The sequence below is a fragment of the Variovorax glacialis genome (assembly GCF_051216375.1).
In the GTDB taxonomy this organism is placed as follows: domain Bacteria; phylum Pseudomonadota; class Gammaproteobacteria; order Burkholderiales; family Burkholderiaceae_C; genus Variovorax.
On record NZ_JBPJZT010000003.1, the window covers coordinates 297,378 to 316,658 of the forward strand.

The following is a 19,281-nucleotide window of genomic DNA, read 5'->3' on the forward strand; positions in this document are numbered from 1 at the left end:
TGCTGGTTGTTCAACCTCAACCGGGCCCAAGCCCAAACAACCGCCGTCTCCAGACCAAAGCCAGCCGCAAGCAATTTCGCATGAGCGTCTGCCAACCCTGCGTGACGGAAGGAAAACACAATGTCTGAATCTTTTGCCGACCTATTCGAAGAATCCCTGAAGCGTTCCGAAATGCGCACCGGCGAGGTCATCACCGCCGAAGTCGTGCGTGTCGAACACAACCACGTCGTGGTCAACGCAGGCCTCAAGTCCGAAGCCTACGTGCCGATCGAAGAGTTCAAGAACGACAAGGGCGAGCTCGAAGTCCAGGCCGGCGATTTCGTTTCCGTTGCCATCGGCAGCGTTGAAAACGGCTATGGCGACACCATCCTCTCGCGCGACACCGCCAAGCGTCTGGCTTCGTGGCTCGCGCTCGAGAAGGCCCTCGAATCCGGCGACTTCGTCACCGGCACGACGAGCGGCAAGGTCAAGGGCGGCCTCACGGTCCTGGTCAACGGCATCCGCGCGTTCCTGCCGGGTTCGCTGATCGACACGCGTCCGATCAAGGACCTGACCCCCTACGAGAACAAGACCCTCGAATTCAAGGTCATCAAGCTCGATCGCAAGCGGAACAACGTGGTGCTCTCGCGCCGCGCCGTGGTCGAAGCCAGCATGGGCGAAGAACGCGCCAAGCTGATGGAAACCCTGAAGGAAGGCGCAGTCGTGCGCGGTGTCGTCAAGAACATCACCGAATACGGTGCGTTCGTCGACCTCGGCGGCATCGACGGTCTGCTGCACATCACCGACATGGCATGGCGCCGCGTTCGCCACCCGAGCGAAGTGGTCCAGGCCGGCCAGGAAATCACCGCCAAGATCCTCAAGTTCGACACCGAGAAGAACCGTGTCTCGCTGGGTCTCAAGCAAATGGGCGACGACCCGTGGATGGGCGTTTCGCGCCGCTACCCGCAAGGCACCCGCCTGTTCGGCAAGGTCACGAACATCGCCGACTACGGCGCGTTCGTCGAACTCGAGCCCGGCATCGAAGGCCTGGTGCACGTCTCCGAGATGGACTGGACCAACAAGAACATCGCTCCGAACAAGATCGTTGCCCTGGGCGACGAAGTCGAAGTCATGGTCCTCGAAATCGACGAGGACAAGCGCCGCATCAGCCTGGGCATGAAGCAGTGCAAGGCCAACCCGTGGCAGGAGTTCGCGCAGAACACCAAGCGCGGCGACCGCGTCAAGGGCCCGATCAAGTCGATCACCGACTTCGGCGTGTTCGTGGGTCTGGCTGCCGGTATCGACGGCCTGGTTCACCTGTCCGACCTCTCGTGGAACGAAGCCGGCGAAACCGCCGTTCGCAACTACAAGAAGGGCCAGGAAGTCGAAGCGATCGTGCTGGCCGTCGACGTCGACCGCGAGCGCATCAGCCTCGGCATCAAGCAGCTCGACAGCGATCCGTTCACGACGTTCACCACCGTGAACGACAAGGGCCAGATCGTCACCGGCAAGGTCAAGACCGTGGACGCCCGCGGCGCTGAGATCGACCTCGGCGAAGACATCATCGGCTACCTGCGCGCCAGCGAAATCTCCCGCGATCGCGTGGAAGATGCACGCAACGTGCTCAAGGAAGGCGACGAAGTCACTGCCGTGGTGGTCAATGTGGATCGCAAGACCCGCAACATCCAGCTGTCGATCAAGCAGAAGGACATGGTCGACCAGCAGGAAGCCATGCAGAGCCTGAGCCAGCAGTCGGCACGCGAAAACGCGGGCACGACCAGCCTGGGCGCCCTGCTGCGCGCCAAGCTGGACAACAGCGACAAGTAAGCTGTGTCCGGGGACAGAGCAGGCTCCAAGGCCGCTCTGTCCTTTTTTTTCGTCTCCGTTTTTGCCTGATCCATGACCCGCTCCGACCTTGTCGAAGAACTTGCAGCGCGCTTTGCGCAGCTGACGCACCGCGATGCCGAATACGCCGTCAAGACCATTCTTGATGCGATGAGCGATGCACTGGTGCGCGGGCACCGGATCGAGATCCGCGGATTCGGAAGCTTCACCGTGAACCGGCGCCCCCCGCGCATCGGGCGCAATCCGCGATCGGGCGAGAGCGTGCAGATCCCCGAGAAGCGTGTGCCGCACTTCAAGCCGGGCAAGGCCCTGCGCGAAGCGGTCGATGCACGAACCGTCGAGCTCGACGCCGCCAAGCAGAAGCGCGGCTGAGGCGATTGGGGTCCGCGACATGCGGGCATAGAATTCCCCCGCCAACGGGGACGCGCATGAAATACCTCCTGTGGCTGCTCAAGGCAGCCATTTTTTTTACCCTCTTTGCCTTCGCGCTGAACAACCAGCACGACGCAACCGTCTACTTCTTCTTCGGCACCTCCTGGCGCGCCCCGCTCGTGCTGGTGGTGCTCGCGGCCTTCGCGGGCGGACTCGTGGTCGGCGCGCTCGGCATGCTGCCCGGGTGGTGGAAGCATCGCAGCGCGGCAGCGCAATTGCCCGCCACGCCGCCGGCGCCGACAGGCACCGCACCTGCCGCGCCCACGCAGCCGGCTGTCACGACCGACCTACCCGCCGTACGCCAACATGGACTTTGATCTCAGCTGGTTGCTGCTCGCCATTCCCATCGCCTTCGTCCTCGGCTGGCTCGCATCGCGATTCGACCTCCGTCAATTGAAGATCGAGAACCGGCAAGCCCCCAAGGCCTACTTTCGCGGACTCAACTTCCTGCTCAACGAACAGCAGGACCAGGCCATCGATGCCTTCATCGAGGCGGTGCAGAACGACCCCGACACGCAGGAGCTGCACTTCGCGCTCGGCAACCTTTTCCGCAGGCGTGGCGAATACCAGCGCGCCGTGCGCGTGCATGAACACCTGCTGGGACGCGGCGACCTGAGCCGCGCCGACCGCGACCGCGCCCAGCATGCGCTGGCACAGGACTTCTTGCGCGCCGGCCTGCTCGACCGCGCCGAAGCCGCGCTGCAGAAGCTCGAAGGCACGCGCTACGAAAACGAGGCCAGGCTTTCGCTGCTTGCCATCTACGAGCGTTCGCGCGAATGGGCACAGGCTGCTGCCGTGGCGCAGAAGCTCGACGAATCCGAACAGGCGAGTTACAGCACGCGGCGGGCCCATCATCTCTGCGAGCAGGCCAACGAGCGCGTGGCGGCCGGCGACCTCGACGGGGCGGCCGCGCTGCTGCAGGCCGCCGTCGCGCTGGCGCCGCAGGCGCCCCGGCCAGCCATCGAGACGGCCACCCTTCAAATGCGCACCGGCGATTCCGCCGCCGCCTTCGACACGCTTGAAGCGCTCAGCGAAACAGCGCCGCTGGCACTGCCCCTCTACGCGGCGATGCTGCAGCAGGCAGCGGTTGGATCGCAACGTTCGGGCGAAGCCCTTGCGCTATTGCAACGTCGCTACGTCGCATCACCGTCGATCGACGTGCTCGAAGCCATCATTGCGCTCGGCGGCACCCCCGCCCTGCCAGACGACGCACATTCCGCGGCCCTCGCGGTGCCCGAACCACGCGACGGCTACATCGCCCATCTGGCGCACCACCCGTCGCTCGTGGCCGCATCGCGTTGGCTCAGCGGGGAGCGGTTCGAGCACGAGCAGTTCCATCCGCAAGTGCAGCGCTCCCTCGACCAGGCCACCCGCCCTCTCATGCGCTACCGCTGCGCGGCATGCGGCTTCGAGGCCCATCAGTACTTCTGGCATTGCCCGGGCTGCCAGGCCTGGGACAGCTACCCGCCCCGGCGCGTCGAGGAACTCTGACCGGCCGCGGACAAATCGAACCGCTTGCACAAAATCGATTCGCCGCTAGTATTTCCGCGCCGATGCGCACAGGGCGCGCGGCGGAATGCTTCGGCGTTTCTCATAAAACAAATGTCAGGGAGTTTGTATGATGAAGAAGATTCTGGCCGTCACGGCCATGCTGTTTGCTGTCGCCTCGTGGGCGGCCGTCGATGCCAACAAGGCGTCGGATGCCGAACTCGATTCGCTCAAGGGCGTCGGGCCGGCACTTTCCAAACGCATCATCGACGCGCGCAAGGAAGGCGAGTTCAAGGACTGGCCCGACTTCATGAGCCGCGTCAAGGGCGTGAAGGAAAAGGCGGCAGCCAAGCTGTCGGCCGAAGGCCTGACGGTCAACGGCAAGAGCTTCAACGACGCGCCGGCACTGAGCAATGTCTCCACCGCCGAGCCGAAGAAGGCCGACGAAGCGCCCAAGGCCAAGCAAGCCGACAAGGCTTCTGCCAAGCACTGAGTCCGCCCACTGCGCGGATGCGGAGGGCCGCACCGTGCCAGTTCAAAGGCCGCCATGGGCGGCCTTTTTCGTTTCCGTCGTTCGCGAACCGGCCCGCGTCCGTGGCAGGGAAATGCCCGAGCGATGGCCCGATATTTGCACGTATGCTCCCCGACGCCTTTTTACTTTCGACGTTCTGGAGAGCCCATGAATCACAAGTTCGGCATTGCACTCGCTGGCCTCACCATCGGCGCAGCCGCCTTCGCCCAGGCCAAGTGGGACCTGCCCACGGCCTACCCTGCGACCAACTACCACACCGAGAACATCACGCAGTTCGCGAAGGATGTGGATGCGGCGACGGGCGGCAAGCTGAAGGTCACGGTGCATGCCAACGCGTCGCTCTTCAAGGCCCCCGAGATCAAGCGCGCCGTCCAGAGTGGCCAGGCCCAGGCCGGTGAAATCCTGCTGGCCAACTTTGCGAACGAGAACCCGATCTACGCGCTCGATGGCGTGCCCTTCCTGGCCACCACCTACCCCGAAGCGAAGAAGCTGTACGACGCCTCCAAGCCCGCGATGGAAAAGTTGCTCGCGGCGCAGGGCATCAAGGTGCTGTTCATGGTGCCGTGGGCACCGCAGGGCATCTATTCGAAGAAGGAGATTGGCTCGGTGGCCGACCTGCGCGGCATCAAGTGGCGCGCCTACAGCCCTGCGACGGCCAAGATCGCTGAACTCATCGGCGCCCAGCCGGTGCAGATCCAGCAGGCCGAGCTCAGCGCCGCGATGGCGACGGGCGTGATCGAAAGCTACATGAGCTCGGGCTCGACGGGCTACGACACCAAGACCTACGAGAGCATCAAGAACTTCTACGACACCCAGGCGTGGATTCCGAAGAACGCGGTGCTCGTCAACCAGAAGGCCTTCGACGCGCTCGACCCGGCGACGAAGGCGGCCGTCACCAAGGCCGCCGCCGATGCGGAAGCACGTGGCTGGAAAGTCGCGCAGGAAAAGAACGACGAATACAAGCGCCTGCTCGCCGAACGCGGGATGAAGATCCACAAGCCCTCGCCCAAGCTCGACGCCGACATGCGCCAGGTCGGCGGCATCATGCAGGCCGACTGGCTCAAGGCTGCGGGCGCCGATGGCTCGGCCATCGTCGCCACCTACAAGAAGAACTAGGCGATGCGCCGCTTCCTCGACCGCCTCTATGACGGGGCGGGCGCGCTCGCTGCGTTCTGCGTGTTCCTGATCTTCGTGCTGATGATCGTCGCCGGCGTCGGACGCCAGATGAATTGGCACGTCAGCGGGCTCAACGACGTGGTCGCCTGGCTGTGCGCCGCGGCAGCCTTCTTCGCGATGGCCCATGCCTTCCGGCACGGCGACTTCGTCCGCGTCACGCTGCTGCTCGAGGCCGTGTCCCCCAAGGCCCGGCGCGCGCTCGATGTCACCTGCCTGTTGATCGCGGCGGTGGCGGTGACCTATCTTGCCTACTCTGCCACCAGCTTCACCTGGGAGAGCTACGAGTTCGCCGAGATGGCGACGGGCCTCGTCGTCATACCGATCTGGATTCCGCAGTCAACCTTCGTGCTGGGCTGCTGGCTGCTGCTGATCGCGATGGTCGACGAACTCGTCGGCGTCGTGCGCGGCGAGAAGCCGAGTTACCAGCGCGCCGTCGAAGAGCGGCACGCCGCCGGCGATTTCTCCTCCGACGTCTAGAAGGCAAGCCATGCTCGAAACCCTTCTGATGGGCGCGCTGCTGCTCGCCATCATGCTGGTCCTGCTGGCCGGCGGCGTCTGGATCGCGATGACGCTGGCCATCGTCGGCTGGGTCGGCCAGGCCTTCTTCACCAACACCCTGCCGGCCAAGAACCTGTTCTCGTCCTTCTGGGAATCGAACGCCTCCTGGGAGCTGGCTGCGCTGCCGCTCTTCATCTGGATGGGCGAGATCCTGTTCCGCACCAAGCTGAGCGAAGAGATGTTCGAGGGCCTGCGCCCGTGGCTCAATCGCGTGCCCGGCCGGCTGATGCACACGACCATCCTGGGCTGCGGCGTGTTCGGCTCGGTGTCCGGTTCGTCCGCAGCGACCTGCGCCACCATCGCCAAGGTGGCGCTGCCCGAACTCGTGCGCCGCGGCTACAACGAGAAGCTGGCGATCGGCTCGCTGGCGACCGCCGGCACGCTGGGCATCCTGATCCCGCCCTCGATCACGATGGTCGTCTACGCCGTCGCCGCCGATGCGTCCATCATCCGCATCTTCCTCGCGGGCTTCCTGCCGGGGCTGCTGCTGATGGTGCTGTTCTCGGGCTACATCGGCTGGTGGAGCCTGCGCCATCCGGACCAGGTGCCGCCGGCCGATCCGCCGACGCGCTTCATGGAAAAGATTCGCCTGTCGGGCAATCTGTTTCCGTGCGCGCTGCTGATCATCTTCATCGTCTGGGTGCTGGTCGCGGGTTGGGCGACGGCCACGGAATGCGCGGCCTTCGGCGTGCTGGGTTCGCTGGCCATCGCAGCATGGGGCAGAAGTCTCACGTGGCAGAACTTCAAGGACGGGATCATGGGCGCCACGCGCACCAGCTGCATGATCATGTTCATCCTCGCCGGCGCCGCGTTCCTGACGAAGACCATGGCCTTCACCGGCATCCCGCGCGAACTGGCCGAGTGGGTCGACAGCATGCATCTGTCGCCCTATGCGCTCATCGGTGCGCTGGTGCTGGTCTATCTCGTGCTCGGCACGGCGCTCGACGGCATCTCGATGATCGTGCTGACCAGCGCGGTCGTGCTGCCGATGATCCAGAAGGCCGGCTTCGACCTGGTGTGGTTCGGCATCTTCATCGTGCTGCTGGTCGAGATCGCGGAGGTCACGCCGCCGGTCGGCTTCAACCTGTTCGTGCTGCAGAACATGACCGGCAAGGACAGCAACGTAATCGCCAAGGCCGCGATCCCGTTCTTCTTCTGCCTGGTGCTCTGCATCGGCTTCATCACGGTGTTCCCGAGCATCGTGACGATCCTGCCCGACCTCGTGATGGGCGCCGAGAAGTAGCCCGAGCGCCGGCTGAAGATAATCGCCCGATGCTGATCAACGTCGTCGTCATCTGCGCTGCCGCCTGCGTCGGCGCGCTGCTGCGCTGGGGCTTCCAGATGTGGCTCAACCCGGGCGGTCTGCTTCCGTGGGGCACGCTCGCGGTGAACCTGATCGGCGGCTATCTCGTCGGCGTGGCCGTCGCGGGGTTCACCGCCCTGCCGGACATCGACCCCACCTGGCGCCTGCTGGTGATCACCGGATTCCTGGGCACGCTGACCACTTTCTCGAGCTTCTCCGCAGAGGTCGTCAGCATGCTCGTCGGCGGGCGTCCCGGCCTCGCGCTGGGCACCGCGGCCATGCATCTGGGCGGTTCGCTGCTGCTGACCTGGCTCGGCTTTCGCACGGTGCAGCATTTCGTCGCATAGTTTTTGACGGAGTAGGCGTCCGAGGGGTGGTCGATAGAATCGATCGCGATGCCCCTTGTCTTCCTCGTTGCACTTCCCTTCATCGCCAGCGTGCTCGCGGCCCTGCTGCCGTCGAACGCGCGCAATCGAGAATCGACGCTGGCCGGTCTCGTTGCACTGGGATGCGCGATCCAGGCGGCCCTGTTCTTTCCGGAAATCGCCAAGGGCAACGTGATCCGGCAGGAGATCGAGTGGCTGCCTGCGCTCGGCCTCGATCTCACCTTCCGCATGGACGGCTTCGCGTGGCTGTTCAGCATGCTGGTGCTGGGCATCGGCGCGCTGGTGGTGCTCTATGCGCGCTACTACATGTCGGCGTCCGATCCGGTCCCGCGCTTCTTCTCGTTCCTCCTCGCCTTCATGGGCGCGATGATGGGCGTGGTGCTCTCGGGCAACCTGGTGCAGATGGTGCTGTTCTGGGAGCTGACGAGCCTGTTCTCCTTCCTGCTGATCGGCTACTGGCACCACCGGCGCGATGCACGGCGCGGTGCCAGCATGGCGCTCGTGATCACCGGCGCGGGCGGCCTGTGCCTCCTGGCTGGGGTCCTGATCCTCGGGCGCATCGTCGGCAGCTACGAGCTCGACGTGGTGCTGGCCTCGGGCGACCTGATCCGCGCGCATCGGCTCTACCCCGCCGCGCTCGTGCTGGTGCTGCTCGGCGCCTTCACCAAGAGCGCGCAGTTCCCCTTCCACTTCTGGCTGCCGCGTGCCATGGCCGCGCCCACGCCCGTGTCGGCCTACCTGCACTCGGCCACCATGGTGAAGCTCGGCGTCTTCCTGATGGCGCGCCTGTGGCCGGTTCTCTCGGGCACCGAACAATGGTTCTGGCTCGTCGGCGGCGCGGGCGCCATCACCTTGCTGCTCGGCGGCTACGTGGCGATGTTCCAGCGCGACCTGAAAGCGCTGCTGGCCTACTCGACCATCTCGCACCTCGGGCTCATCACGCTGCTGCTCGGACTCAACAGCCCGCTCGCTGCCGTCGCTGCGGTCTTCCACATCATGAATCACGCGACCTTCAAGGCATCGCTGTTCATGGCGGCCGGCATCATCGACCATGAAAGCGGCACGCGCGACATCCGCAAGCTCAGCGGGCTGCTCAAGCTGATGCCGATCACCGGCACGCTGGCGATCATCGCGAGTGCGTCGATGGCGGGCGTGCCCTTGCTCAACGGCTTCCTGTCGAAGGAGATGTTCTTCGCGGAGACCGTCTTCATCCAGTCGTCGCCGTGGGTCAACAGGAGCCTGCCTGTCATCGCGACCATCGCGGGCATCTTCAGCGTCGCGTACTCGGCGCGCTTCGTGTTCGACGTGTTCTTCGGCCCGCCCTGCGGTCCGCCGGAGGTTCCGAAGCAGCCGCACGAGCCGCCGCACTGGATGCGCGTGCCGGTCGAGTTGCTGGTGCTGATCTGCCTCGTGGTCGGCATCGCGCCGGCGTGGTCGGTGGGCGCCTTCCTCGCCACCGCCGCCACGCCCGTCGTCGGCGGCGACCTGCCGGACTACAGCCTCGCGCTGTGGCACGGCTTCAACCTGCCGCTGCTGATGAGCTTTATCGCACTGGCAGGCGGTGGGCTGCTCTACCTGCTGCAGCGGCGCAGCCGCAAGCGCGGTCAACTGGAGCGAACGCCGCTGTTCCACGGTCTCGACGGGCAGCGGGTTTTCGAGAACGTCCTCGCGCGCATGAGCGAAGCCGGACGCCGCAGCCGGCGCCTGCTGGGCACGCGGCGCCTGCAGACGCAGTTGCTGCTGCTCGTCGCGGTCGCGGTGGCAGGCGCGGGCGCTTCGCTCTGGCTCACGCCGGCGGCGCGCGGCTCGCGCGAATTGCTCCCGTTCTCGACGATGTTCTCGATGATCTGGCTCATCGGCTGCGTCTGCGCAATCGCCGCCGCATGGCAGGCCAAGTTCCACCGCCTCGCCTCCCTGATGCTGGCATCGGCGGCCGGACTGGTGTGCTGCATCACCTACATCTGGTTCTCGGCACCGGACCTCGCGCTCACCCAGCTGGTGGTCGAGGTGGTGACGACGGTGCTCATCCTGCTCGGACTGCGCTGGCTGCCGATGCGCACCGCCAAGCCGGAGCCCGTCCGTTCGCTGCTGCGCCCCTGGGGACGGCGCGGACGCGACCTCGTCGTCTCGGTCACGGCCGGCGCCGGCATGGCAGGGCTCGCGTGGACCGTCATGACCCGTCCCTTCCCGCAGAGCATCTCGCCGTTCTTCCTGGACAACGCCTTGTTCCTGGGCGGCGGCACCAACGTGGTCAACGTGATGCTCGTCGACTTCCGCGGCTTCGACACCTTCGGGGAGATCACGGTGCTGGGCGTCGTCGCGCTCACGGTGTATGCGCTGCTGCGGCGCTTCCGTCCGGCGCCCGAATCGATGGCGCTGCCGCCGCAGCAGCGCATCCAGCCCGACGAGGGCGTCAGCGACCTGCTCAATCCGCGCCGCGCCAAGGACACCGCCGTCGGCTACCTCATGGTGCCCGCCGTGCTGGTCCGGCTGCTGCTGCCGTTGTCGGTGCTGGTGTCGGTCTATTTCTTCATGCGCGGCCACAACCAGCCGGGCGGCGGCTTCGTCGCGGGGCTGGTGATGTCGGTGGCCCTGCTGCTGCAGTTCATCGTCTCGGGCACCGAGTGGGTCGAAGAGCACCTGCGCATCTATCCCCGGCGCTGGATCGCGATCGGGCTGCTGCTCGCGCTGGCCACCGGCGGCGGCGCCGTGGCGCTGGGCTACCCTTTCCTCACCACGCACACCGCGCATCTGCACCTGCCACTGCTGGGCAAAGTGCACGTGCCCAGCGCGCTGTTCTTCGACATCGGCGTCTTCTCGCTGGTGCTGGGGGCGACCATGCTGATCCTCACCGCGCTCGCCCACCAGTCGATCCGCAGTCACCGTTGGGTGGACGAGCAGGCCGAGAAGGAAGCCGAGCGCCTCGCGGCCGAAGCGGAGGGTGCGGCCTGATGGAAATCGTCCTCGCCATCGCCATCGGCGTCCTCACCGGCTCGGGGGTGTTCCTCGTGCTGCGCCCGCGCACCTTCCAGGTGATCATGGGTCTCACGCTGATCTCCTACGCGGTCAATCTCTTCATCTTCAGCATGGGCCGCCTGAAGGTCGACAGCGAGCCGGTGCTGATCCCCGGCTTCAAGGCCACGCTGGCCAACACGGCCGATCCGATGCCGCAGGCGCTGGTGCTCACGGCGATCGTGATCGGCTTCGCGATGACCGCCCTGTTCCTGGTCGTGCTGCTGGCCTCGCGCGGGCTCACCGGCACCGACCATGTGGATGGCGAGGAACGGCGGGGGCAGCAGGAATGACCGACATGTCCAGCCTGCTCGACCGGCTGCTCGAGTTCAGCATGCCGCACCTGGTGGCCGTGCCGATCCTGGTGCCGATGCTCACCGCAGCCCTGATGCTGTTGCTCGGCGAGCAGCGTCGCCGCACCAAGTCCGCCCTCAGCGTGGTGTCGGGCCTGATCGGCCTGCTGACCGCGCTCGCGCTGCTGCACTGGGTGAACGCGGCGGACACGGGCAGCGGGCCCGGCTCGATCGGCGTCTACCTGCCTGGCAACTGGCGCGCGCCCTTCGGCATCGTGCTGGTGGCGGACCGGCTGTCGACCATGATGGTCGCGCTGACCGGCGTCGTCGCGTTCGCTGCGTCGATCTATTCGACCTCGCGCTGGGACCGCGCGGGCGTGCACTTCCATCCGCTCCTGCAACTCCAACTGATGGGACTCAACGGCGCCTTCCTGACTGGCGACCTGTTCAACCTGTTCGTCTTCTTCGAGGTGATGCTGGCCGCTTCCTACGGATTGCTGCTGCACGGCTCCGGGCGCCTGCGTGTACAGGCCGGCCTGCACTACCTGGCGATCAACCTGGCCGCGTCGTCGCTGTTCCTGATCGGCGCTGCGCTGCTCTACGGCGTGACGGGCACGCTCAACATGGCCGATCTCGGCGTGCGCATCGCCGAGCTCGCGCCTGCCGACCGCGGACTGGTCCATGCCGCGGCCGCCATCCTCGCGACGGCCTTCTTCGCCAAGGCGGGCGCGTGGCCGCTCAACTTCTGGCTCGTGCCGGCCTACAGTTCCGCCGTGTCGCCCGTGGGCGCCGTGTTCGCGCTGCTGACCAAATTGGGCATCTACACCATCCTGCGCCTGTGGACCCTGCTCTTCGCGCCGGACACCGGGGCATCGGCGCAGTTCGGCCAGTGGGTGCTGGTCACGGTCGGCCTCTCCACGCTCTTCGTCGCGGCGCTCGGCATCCTCGGCACGCAGAGGCTGTCCAACCTCGCCGGCTACAGCGTGCTGGTCTCCGCCGGCACCTTGCTGGCGGCGGTGGGTTTCGGCCAGCCGGACGTGTGGGCCGGTGCGCTGTATTACCTGCTGAACTCGACATTGGCGGCGAGCGCCTTCTTCCTGCTGATCGACATGATCGAACGTTGGCGCAATGCCGGCATGAGCATCGCGCCGCACGAGGCGGCGGGCGATGCGCCCTTCCTGTCCGAAGACCTGCGACGGCTCGACGACGTGAATCTCGACGACGACGCGCAGGCGCTCTACGGACGCGCCATTCCGGCCGGCGTGGCCTTCCTCGGCCTCAGCTTCGTCGGCTGCACGCTGCTGCTCACGGGCCTGCCGCCGTTGTCCGGCTTCGTCGGCAAGTTCGCGATGCTGTCGGGCCTGCTGGGCGCCGAACGGGTCTCGCCTGCCGGATGGACCTTCATGGCGCTGCTGCTCGTCTCCGGCTTCTTCACCTTGCTGGCCCTGGGCCGCACGGGCATCCGCCACTTCTGGACGCAGGTGCACGCGACCATGCCCGCGCTGCCCGCCCTCGAAGTGCTGCCGGTCGCGGCGCTCCTGGCCGCCTGCTTCGCGCTCACCTGGGAAGCCGGGCCCGTGATGCAGCACGCCGCCGCCACGGCGGAAGGGCTGCGCTCGCCGACCGCATACCGCGAAGCGGTGCTCGGAGCCCGGCAAGTGCCCAGTCCCGCCCCGAAGCCGGGGGCAGCGAAATGAAGCGCTGGATACCGTCGCCTCCGCTGTCGATGGGTCTCTTCGTCGTCTGGCTGCTGCTGAACCAGGCGCTGGACGCCGCAACGCTGCTCGTCGCGGCGATATTCGCCATCGCAGTGCCGCTGCTGACCCAGTCGCTGCGTCCGGCGCGATCCATAAAGATACGGCGGCCGGGCCTTGCGCTTCGACTCACCGGCGTCGTCCTCTACGACCTTGTGCATTCGGCGCTGACCGTAGCGCGCCTGCTGCTCACCCGGCGTGGCGCCGACATGAAGCCGCGTTTCGTCCGCGTGCCGCTCGATATGCGCGACCCCAATGCACTCGCCGCGCTGGCGATGATCCTCTGCCTCACGCCGGGTACGGCCTGGGGCGAGATCTCGTTCGACCGGTCGAGCCTGCTGATCCACGTCTTCGACGTGGAGGACGAGCAGGCCTTCATCGCCCTGATCAAGTCGCGCTACGAGCGCCCGCTGATGGAGATCTACGAATCATGACGCCTGTCCTCTTCTGGGCGCTCAAGTTCGCGCTGCTGCTGCTGGCGGTGGCGATGCTGTGCGCCGTCACGCGATTGCTCATCGGTCCCACCGCGCAAGACCGCGTGATGGCGCTCGACTGCCTCTACATCAACGGCATGCTGATGATGCTGGTGCTCGGCATCGTGTATGCGAGCAACGTGTACTTCGAAGCCGCGATGCTGATCGCGCTGTTCGGCTTCGTCGGCTCGACGGCCCTCGCGAAGTTCCTGTTGCGCGGCGAGGTGATCGAATGACGCGGAGAGCAAGGTCATGACCGATTTCATCGTGGGCCCGCTGCCGCTCTGGGCGGAGATCCTGACCGCCGTGTTCGCGGTGGTCGGCGCTGCCTTCGCCGCCATCGGCTCGTTCGGGCTGGTGCGGCTTCCCACCTTCTTCCGGCGCATCCATGCGCCGACGCTGGGCGCCACGGTCGGCGTCTGGTGCACCACGATCGCCACCATCGTCTACTTCTCGGTGCAGGGCGGCAGCCTCTTCCTCCACGCGTCGCTGATCGCGCTCTTCGTCGCGCTCACGGCGCCGGTGACGACGATCTTCCTGATGCGCGCTGCCCTCTTTCGGGAGCGGCAGAAAGGTGGCGATGTCCCCTCGCCCGATCGCCCACGGCCCTAGCGACCTTTCTGGAGGGTCGCCGCCTCGTCCATCGGTATAGGTTCGACCGGTCCCAATGGGCCTACCACCTCCCGGCGGACGGGAGGAGTATCCGATCGGCAGACGCCGCTGATCGGAATCCCCATGGCAGGCATCCTCGTCGGACGCGAAAACTCCAAGCCCATCGAGCTTCACTACGATGACCACGGCACCGGGTCGCCCGTCGTGCTCATTCACGGCTGGCCGCTCGGCAGCGATTGCTGGGAGAAGCAGACGCATGCCTTGCTCGACGCCGGCCATCGCGTCATTGCCTACGACCGCCGGGGCTTCGGCCGGTCGAGCCGCACCGTCAGCGGCTTCGACTACGACACGCTCGCCGAAGACCTCGATCGTCTGCTGAAAGTGCTCGACCTGCACGACGCCGCGCTCATCGGCTACGGCATGGGCGCCGGCGAAGTCACGCGCTACCTGGGCACCTTCGGCTCGGACCGCGTGCGCCGGGCGGTGCTGGTCGCTGCGCTGCCGCCGCGGCTCTTCAAGGCGGACGATGCCTCCGAAGGGCCCGATCGAGCCAGCCTCGACGACATGCGCACCGCGCTTGGCGAGGATCGCCCCGCGTTCCTCAGGACCTTCCTCGAACAGGCCCACAATTTCGATGAACTCGCCGGCACGCGCGTGAGCGAAGACAGCATTCGCGCCCACTGGCAGCTCGCGCTCCATACCTCGGCCGTCGGCGCCCGCGAAGGCCTCGCGGCGTGGTTGACCGACTTCCGGGACGACCTGCGTCGCATCGACGTGCCGACGCTGGTCATCCACGGCGACGCCGATCGCGTGCATCCCGTGCAACTCACGGGGCTGCCGCTGTCGCAAGGCATCGAAGGCGCCCGGCTGGTGGTGCTTCACGATGCGCCGCACGGCCTGCTCTGGACCCACGCGCCGGAAGTGAATGCGGAACTGATCCGCTTCCTGGCCTGATGCATCGGCCGCGAGGGATAGTCCCCACTCTCACCTCGGGCGCTTGGCCTCCACCACGCGAAGGAGGATCATGCGACGCTTGTTCGATGTTTTCCCGGAGTTCCAGATGAAGAAGGTCCTTGTTTTGACAGCCGCACTGGCCGTCGGCCAGTTGCTCGCCCTGAGCGCGCATGCGCAAGTGATGGGCACCGACGACAAGGCCGCTGCCCGCGCCGAGCGAAGGGTCCAAGGCTCGGAAGCCGCGCGCGGACCGCAGTTGGGCGAAGGCCAGCCGATCCCCGCCCCCGCGCCAAAGACCACGGCCAAGCAACGTTCCGCTGCCCGCGCCGAGCGCAGGACGGTCGGTGCGGAAGCGGCCCGGGGCCCGCAAATGGGTGAAGGTGACCCCATCCCGCAGGCCGAGCCGAAGGTGTCAAGCGCCGAACGCGCCTCGGCCCGCAAGTCGCGCCGGTCGACCGCCGCGCAGGCCAACAAGTCCGGCGAGATCAAGGCCAAGGGCGAGCAGAGCTACTGAGACGGCGGTGGCGCCCACTGGGCCAGCAAGGCATCGGCCGCCTGCAGGTCCGTGGTGCCGAAGCCCTCGGTGAAGCGCGCTCTCACCGATCCCAGCAACTCGCGCGCAGCGGCCACACGCCCCCGTTCCTGCCACAGGCGGGCAAGGCTGGTCGCGGTGCGCAGCTCCCATGACAAGGCGCCCTGGCGGCGCGCCATCTCGATCGACCGCTCGAAGAGCGCCTCCACCTCGCCCGCCGCGACGCCGCGGGCCTTGAGGTTTTCGCCATGGGCCCGAAGAATCTCCGGCGCGCACCAGCCGACCTTGCCGCTCTCGACGCGCTCGACACTCCTGGCGCCCACGTGCGTCGCGACGATCGTGCCGAGCATGTCCGACTGCTTGTGATCGGAAGCCGCGACGAAGGGCGTCCGATGCGCAATCACCCGTTCGTAGTTGTGCGCCCACGATTGCCAGTACTCGAGCGCGTACTTGGTGGATTGCTCGCGCAAGGCCTGGGCCATGCGCCCGGCAACGACGAGATCGCCCGACCACAGCGCCACCGGGCAAGCCGCCCACGCCAGCGCATGGCAGACGCCGAAAGCCACGTCGGACAGCGCGAACTCCAGCGCCTCGCAGGCCATGGCCGCGGCCTGTTCCGGATGGCCTTCAATCCACAGGATGCGCGCCAGGATGATCCGCATCGACACGCGGCGATCCACCGATGGCAGCTTGCTCTTCACGAACTGGAGTTGCCCCAGCGGGCGTTCGAGCACGCGCCCGACATAGTCGCGCGCCGTCGCGTGATGGCCGAGGGAGTGCTGCGTCTGCGCCATCATCCTGTCGGTGACCAGCATGGCCACGGCGTCGGCGTCGGCCTTTGCCGCGGCGGCCATCATGTCGGCGACGCGAAGGGACTCGGCATAGTCCGCGGCAGTGAAGGCGCCGAGCCACAGGCCGAACAGCGATTCGATCTTGTGCTGCGTCTGGCCGGTCTGCTCCGCCAATTCGAAGGCGCGCCGGAACGCGCGCGCCGCCACTTCGTGCTCGCCGCGCGTCTGGTCCGCGAAGGCACCGAGAGCGACATTCAGGCGCAGTTCAACCAGCGGCTGTGGCGTATCGAGGGACGCGATGTCGCCGAGCGCACGCTCGACGCGGACACGGTATTCGTCGAGCAAGGACAGTTGGTACGCCAACGAGGTGGAAGCCTCCGTCAATCGCACGCCGAGCGCCGGATCGCCGGCGAGTGAAAAGGCCCAGTCCAATGCGGCGCGCACCTCGTCGATCAGTCGGCCATAGGTCGCGAGCCATTGCGCGCGCACGGTCGCCGGCGAATCGACGTCGGTGGCAACGAGCAGCTCGCAGAGGTGCTCCGCATGCCTGCGGCAGATCTTCGTCCCCTCGTCGCTGCGGACCAGCTTCTCCAGTGCATAGGTGCGCGTGGTATCGAGCAGCCGGTAGCGGGTGACCTCGTCGTTCACATCCACCGTGACGAGCGACTTCGCCGCCAGCGCGGTCAGATCGCCCAGCACATCGACCGCACCGGCGTAACCGTCGACCGCGACCGCACCGGCGGATTCGAGCGTGAAGCCGCCCTTGAAGACCGACAGGCGGCGAAGCGTCACCCGCTCGCTGTCGGACAGCAGTTCATAGCTCCAGTCGAGCAGGGCACGCAGCGTCTGGTGCCGCGCTAGAACGGTGCGCCGACCGCTGGTGAGCAAGCGGAAGCGATCGTCCAGCCGCGCCACGAGTTCGCGGATGCCGAAGAAGCCGACGCGGGCCGCCGCGAGTTCGATCGCCAGCGGGAGACCGTCGAGCCGCCGGCACAGCTCGCCGGCCAGCGGTGCGTCGGCGTCGGTGAGTTCGAAGCTGTCCAGCGTCGCCACGGCGCGTTCGACGAAGAGCTGGACGGCAGGGAAAGCCAGGGCGGCGGCGGCAGTGAGCTGGGCCGATTCGGGTGGCGCCGCCAAGGAGGCGAGCCGGACCACCCGTTCGCCCTCCGCCCGCAGCGGCTCGCGGCTTGTCGCGAGCAGGTGGATGCCGGGCGCCGCCTTGAGCACGCGCACCGCGAGCGCGGCGGCGGCCTCGATCACATGCTCGCAGTTGTCGAGCACGATCAGCAGCCGCTTGTCCTGAAGATGCGTGACCAGGCCCGAGACTGGATCGTCGATGGCGACCGACACGTCGAGCGCCGCGGCCAGGGCGCTCGGCACCAGTTGCGGGTCCGCGAGCAGCGCCAGATCGACGAAGCGGGCGCCGTGCGGATAGTTCGCCAGCGTGTCCTCCGCGACCGCGAGCGCCAGCGTCGTCTTGCCCATGCCGCCGGGCCCCACCACGCTGACGAATCGATGGCGCGGCAAGGCCTCCGCCAGCGATTCGACGAACTGCGAGCGGCCGATCATCCGGGTGAGGCGCACGGGCAGGTTGTGCATCGGCCGGTCTGCCGAGGTCCGGGACTCGCTCGCCGCCGCAGTGCGCTCGGAAGGCCGGAAGACCGGCGCGACGAAGCAATAGCCCCGGCCCGGCACGTTGGTGATGTAGCGCAGGCCTTCCTGTCCGTCGCCGAGCGCCCGGCGCAGGGCGGCAATGTGCACGCGCAGGCTGTTCTCTTCCACGACCGTGTCCGGCCAGGCATGGGCGATCAACTCGTCCTTGCTCACGACGTCGCCCGCCCGCTCGGCCAGCACCGTCAGGATGTCGAAGGCGCGGCTGCCAAGGCGCAGCGGCTTGTCCCCTTCGAGCAGCAGCTTCTGGGCGCGCACGAGCCGGAAGGGGCCGAAATGCAGGGCGCTCCCGGTGCCGCTGGCGGACTGGAGGACTTCAGTCATGGAATGTGTCGCGCTGGGCTGCGGGCCGCGGCCTTCCTGATCAGGCTAGAAGCGAAAAGGACCAGAGAGAGCGAGACGATACCTGCGAATACGCCGCCCAGGCGCAGCAGGGCGGGCCCGTCGTGCACGGTCCATCCCCCGTCCTGGACGAACACCATCAGGAAGGCGACGCTGAACTGCACGGCCATATACCGGACGCTGGCGGCGCCAGCCTGCAGGTACGCGCCCAGCCACACCCCGATGCCCAGTACGAGCTGGCACCACAAGGGCCTTTGCTCGATCAACGGAAGCAAGGCGATGGCGATGGCGCCCGCGAGCAGGCAGCCCGCGAAGCGCTGCACCATGCGATTCGTCACCGACTCCTGCGCCTCGTCGACGTTCGCGCCGACAGGAACGACGAGGACGGCTATCGCCGTCACCAGCGCCTGGGGAAACGCGCTCAGTTCCTGCAGGAGCACGAAGACCGCGAGCAAGGCGACCGCGCACGCGCCATGCAGTGCATGCAGCGCGGCGGTACGCCGGTCAGGCGGTGCGGATTGCGCCGGTGGTGCGGGGCCCGGCGAGGCCGCCGATCCGGCCTGCGGGGACGGCCGCCGTCGCCAGGACAACGCCGCGATGAATCGCCGTTCGGTCAGGCCCGCGACCGCAACGCAGGCCACGGTTCCGAGCCCGATGTTGGCGACGCGCTCCAGCGCGAAACCGGCCAGGTCGGCGCGCAGGTTCAGCGCCTCGCACATCACCATCACGAAGGTCACCAGGGCCAGCACCCACGCATAGCTGTGCTTGAACACAAGCGCCGCGAACAGTCCCCCCCAAGCGGCGACGGCCATCAGCAGCACGAAGGCGACGGGATGCCCGGCCAGCGCCGGCCCCAGGACGAACCCGATACCCGCCCCGGCCAGGGTGCCGACGATGCGCAGCACGCCCCGATACAGGGACGCGCCGAAGTCCTCCTGCATGACGACGAAGGCGCTGATCGCGGCCCACCACGTGTCTTGCAGCCCCAGCGCATGCGCGGCCGTCACGGCCATGGCCACCGACAGCACCGGCCGCAGCGCCAGCAGCACACGCGGACTGCGAAACGAAAACGCCCTCGCTTCGTCGAGCATGCCGACGCCCATGTCACGGATCACGGCGAGATGGCCCATGCAGTCATTTTGACGAAC

The 19,281-nt window shown here is 67.0% G+C and carries 19 protein-coding genes; 17 read left to right on the plus strand and 2 right to left on the minus strand.

Annotation, left to right across the window (positions count from 1 at the left end; translation table 11 throughout):
- Positions 1–120: 120 nt before the first annotated feature.
- The 17 genes from rpsA (at position 121) to ACSFBL_RS10100 (ending at position 15,311) form a co-directional block, all read left to right on the plus strand.
- Positions 121–1,806: a 30S ribosomal protein S1 gene (rpsA, locus tag ACSFBL_RS10020; RefSeq protein WP_028248813.1), complete on the plus strand. Its 1,686-nt coding sequence runs from the start codon at positions 121–123 to the stop codon at positions 1,804–1,806.
- Positions 1,807–1,878: 72 nt separating this feature from the next.
- Complete coding sequence (locus tag ACSFBL_RS10025) at positions 1,879–2,196, plus strand: integration host factor subunit beta (RefSeq protein ID WP_286567171.1); 318 nt, start codon at positions 1,879–1,881, stop codon at positions 2,194–2,196.
- Positions 2,197–2,252: 56 nt separating this feature from the next.
- Positions 2,253–2,573, plus strand: coding sequence for a LapA family protein (locus tag ACSFBL_RS10030; RefSeq protein ID WP_435515614.1), 321 nt, complete (start codon positions 2,253–2,255; stop codon positions 2,571–2,573).
- A complete protein-coding gene (lapB, locus tag ACSFBL_RS10035) occupies positions 2,563–3,747 on the plus strand; it encodes a lipopolysaccharide assembly protein LapB (RefSeq protein WP_435515615.1) in 1,185 nt (394 codons plus the stop codon). The genes ACSFBL_RS10030 and lapB overlap by 11 nt, the downstream gene beginning before the upstream one ends.
- A 127-nt stretch (positions 3,748–3,874) precedes the next feature.
- Complete coding sequence (locus ACSFBL_RS10040; protein ID WP_435515616.1) at positions 3,875–4,237, plus strand: ComEA family DNA-binding protein; 363 nt, start codon at positions 3,875–3,877, stop codon at positions 4,235–4,237.
- Between the two features lie 186 nt (positions 4,238–4,423).
- Entirely contained in the window at positions 4,424–5,392 is a 969-nt protein-coding gene (locus ACSFBL_RS10045; protein WP_435515617.1) for a TRAP transporter substrate-binding protein, read from the plus strand.
- A 3-nt stretch (positions 5,393–5,395) separates the two neighbouring features.
- On the plus strand, positions 5,396–5,929 hold the full coding sequence (locus ACSFBL_RS10050; protein WP_435515618.1) for a TRAP transporter small permease: 534 nt from the start codon (positions 5,396–5,398) through the stop codon (positions 5,927–5,929).
- Positions 5,930–5,939: 10 nt separating this feature from the next.
- Positions 5,940–7,253 carry a TRAP transporter large permease gene (locus ACSFBL_RS10055; protein WP_435515619.1) on the plus strand — a complete coding sequence of 438 codons (1,314 nt, stop codon included), beginning with the start codon at positions 5,940–5,942 and terminating at the stop codon, positions 7,251–7,253.
- Between the two features lie 29 nt (positions 7,254–7,282).
- On the plus strand, positions 7,283–7,660 hold the full coding sequence (gene crcB, locus ACSFBL_RS10060; protein WP_435515620.1) for a fluoride efflux transporter CrcB: 378 nt from the start codon (positions 7,283–7,285) through the stop codon (positions 7,658–7,660).
- Between the two features lie 48 nt (positions 7,661–7,708).
- On the plus strand, positions 7,709–10,651 hold the full coding sequence (locus ACSFBL_RS10065; protein ID WP_435515621.1) for a monovalent cation/H+ antiporter subunit A: 2,943 nt from the start codon (positions 7,709–7,711) through the stop codon (positions 10,649–10,651).
- Complete coding sequence (locus ACSFBL_RS10070; protein WP_435515622.1) at positions 10,651–11,004, plus strand: Na+/H+ antiporter subunit C; 354 nt, start codon at positions 10,651–10,653, stop codon at positions 11,002–11,004. The genes ACSFBL_RS10065 and ACSFBL_RS10070 overlap by 1 nt, the downstream gene beginning before the upstream one ends.
- Entirely contained in the window at positions 11,001–12,701 is a 1,701-nt protein-coding gene (locus ACSFBL_RS10075) for a monovalent cation/H+ antiporter subunit D (RefSeq protein ID WP_435515623.1), read from the plus strand. The genes ACSFBL_RS10070 and ACSFBL_RS10075 overlap by 4 nt, the downstream gene beginning before the upstream one ends.
- Positions 12,698–13,192 carry a Na+/H+ antiporter subunit E gene (locus ACSFBL_RS10080; RefSeq protein WP_435515624.1) on the plus strand — a complete coding sequence of 165 codons (495 nt, stop codon included), beginning with the start codon at positions 12,698–12,700 and terminating at the stop codon, positions 13,190–13,192. The genes ACSFBL_RS10075 and ACSFBL_RS10080 overlap by 4 nt, the downstream gene beginning before the upstream one ends.
- Positions 13,189–13,467: a K+/H+ antiporter subunit F gene (locus tag ACSFBL_RS10085; RefSeq protein ID WP_435515625.1), complete on the plus strand. Its 279-nt coding sequence runs from the start codon at positions 13,189–13,191 to the stop codon at positions 13,465–13,467. The genes ACSFBL_RS10080 and ACSFBL_RS10085 overlap by 4 nt, the downstream gene beginning before the upstream one ends.
- Positions 13,468–13,483: 16 nt before the next feature.
- The gene (gene mnhG, locus ACSFBL_RS10090; RefSeq protein ID WP_435515626.1) at positions 13,484–13,843 is read left to right on the plus strand and encodes a monovalent cation/H(+) antiporter subunit G; all 360 of its coding nucleotides are present in this window, start codon (positions 13,484–13,486) and stop codon (positions 13,841–13,843) included.
- Positions 13,844–13,966: 123 nt separating this feature from the next.
- Positions 13,967–14,797 (plus strand): alpha/beta fold hydrolase, encoded by an 831-nt coding sequence (locus ACSFBL_RS10095; protein ID WP_435515627.1) that lies wholly within the window; start codon positions 13,967–13,969, stop codon positions 14,795–14,797.
- Positions 14,798–14,867: 70 nt separating this feature from the next.
- Positions 14,868–15,311: a hypothetical protein gene (locus ACSFBL_RS10100; RefSeq protein ID WP_435515628.1), complete on the plus strand. Its 444-nt coding sequence runs from the start codon at positions 14,868–14,870 to the stop codon at positions 15,309–15,311.
- Here the strand turns inward: ACSFBL_RS10100 and ACSFBL_RS10105 are convergent.
- Complete coding sequence (locus tag ACSFBL_RS10105; RefSeq protein ID WP_435515629.1) at positions 15,305–18,115, minus strand: ATP-binding protein; 2,811 nt, start codon at positions 18,113–18,115, stop codon at positions 15,305–15,307. The two genes, ACSFBL_RS10100 and ACSFBL_RS10105, sit on opposite strands and share 7 nt — an antisense overlap.
- Positions 18,112–19,263 carry an FUSC family protein gene (locus tag ACSFBL_RS10110; RefSeq protein ID WP_435515630.1) on the minus strand — a complete coding sequence of 384 codons (1,152 nt, stop codon included), beginning with the start codon at positions 19,261–19,263 and terminating at the stop codon, positions 18,112–18,114. Before ACSFBL_RS10110 ends, ACSFBL_RS10105 begins: the two co-directional genes overlap by 4 nt.
- Between the last annotated feature and the right edge of the window lie 18 nt (positions 19,264–19,281).

Bases quoted from the DNA above. Each gene is read 5' to 3' on its own strand.
- crcB (WP_435515620.1), top strand. From the start codon at position 7,283: ATGCTGATCAACGTCGTCGTCATCTGCGCTGCCGCCTGCGTCGGCGCG.
- ACSFBL_RS10070 (WP_435515622.1), top strand. From the start codon at position 10,651: ATGGAAATCGTCCTCGCCATCGCCATCGGCGTCCTCACCGGCTCGGGG.
- rpsA (WP_028248813.1), top strand. From the start codon at position 121: ATGTCTGAATCTTTTGCCGACCTATTCGAAGAATCCCTGAAGCGTTCC.
- ACSFBL_RS10075 (WP_435515623.1), top strand. From the start codon at position 11,001: ATGACCGACATGTCCAGCCTGCTCGACCGGCTGCTCGAGTTCAGCATG.
- ACSFBL_RS10095 (WP_435515627.1), top strand. From the start codon at position 13,967: ATGGCAGGCATCCTCGTCGGACGCGAAAACTCCAAGCCCATCGAGCTT.
- ACSFBL_RS10025 (WP_286567171.1), top strand. From the start codon at position 1,879: ATGACCCGCTCCGACCTTGTCGAAGAACTTGCAGCGCGCTTTGCGCAG.
- ACSFBL_RS10040 (WP_435515616.1), top strand. From the start codon at position 3,875: ATGATGAAGAAGATTCTGGCCGTCACGGCCATGCTGTTTGCTGTCGCC.
- ACSFBL_RS10030 (WP_435515614.1), top strand. From the start codon at position 2,253: ATGAAATACCTCCTGTGGCTGCTCAAGGCAGCCATTTTTTTTACCCTC.
- ACSFBL_RS10100 (WP_435515628.1), top strand. From the start codon at position 14,868: ATGCGACGCTTGTTCGATGTTTTCCCGGAGTTCCAGATGAAGAAGGTC.
- ACSFBL_RS10105 (WP_435515629.1), bottom strand. From the start codon at position 18,115: ATGACTGAAGTCCTCCAGTCCGCCAGCGGCACCGGGAGCGCCCTGCAT.
- ACSFBL_RS10055 (WP_435515619.1), top strand. From the start codon at position 5,940: ATGCTCGAAACCCTTCTGATGGGCGCGCTGCTGCTCGCCATCATGCTG.
- ACSFBL_RS10080 (WP_435515624.1), top strand. From the start codon at position 12,698: ATGAAGCGCTGGATACCGTCGCCTCCGCTGTCGATGGGTCTCTTCGTC.
- lapB (WP_435515615.1), top strand. From the start codon at position 2,563: ATGGACTTTGATCTCAGCTGGTTGCTGCTCGCCATTCCCATCGCCTTC.
- ACSFBL_RS10110 (WP_435515630.1), bottom strand. From the start codon at position 19,263: ATGGGCCATCTCGCCGTGATCCGTGACATGGGCGTCGGCATGCTCGAC.
- ACSFBL_RS10085 (WP_435515625.1), top strand. From the start codon at position 13,189: ATGACGCCTGTCCTCTTCTGGGCGCTCAAGTTCGCGCTGCTGCTGCTG.
- ACSFBL_RS10065 (WP_435515621.1), top strand. From the start codon at position 7,709: ATGCCCCTTGTCTTCCTCGTTGCACTTCCCTTCATCGCCAGCGTGCTC.
- mnhG (WP_435515626.1), top strand. From the start codon at position 13,484: ATGACCGATTTCATCGTGGGCCCGCTGCCGCTCTGGGCGGAGATCCTG.
- ACSFBL_RS10050 (WP_435515618.1), top strand. From the start codon at position 5,396: ATGCGCCGCTTCCTCGACCGCCTCTATGACGGGGCGGGCGCGCTCGCT.
- ACSFBL_RS10045 (WP_435515617.1), top strand. From the start codon at position 4,424: ATGAATCACAAGTTCGGCATTGCACTCGCTGGCCTCACCATCGGCGCA.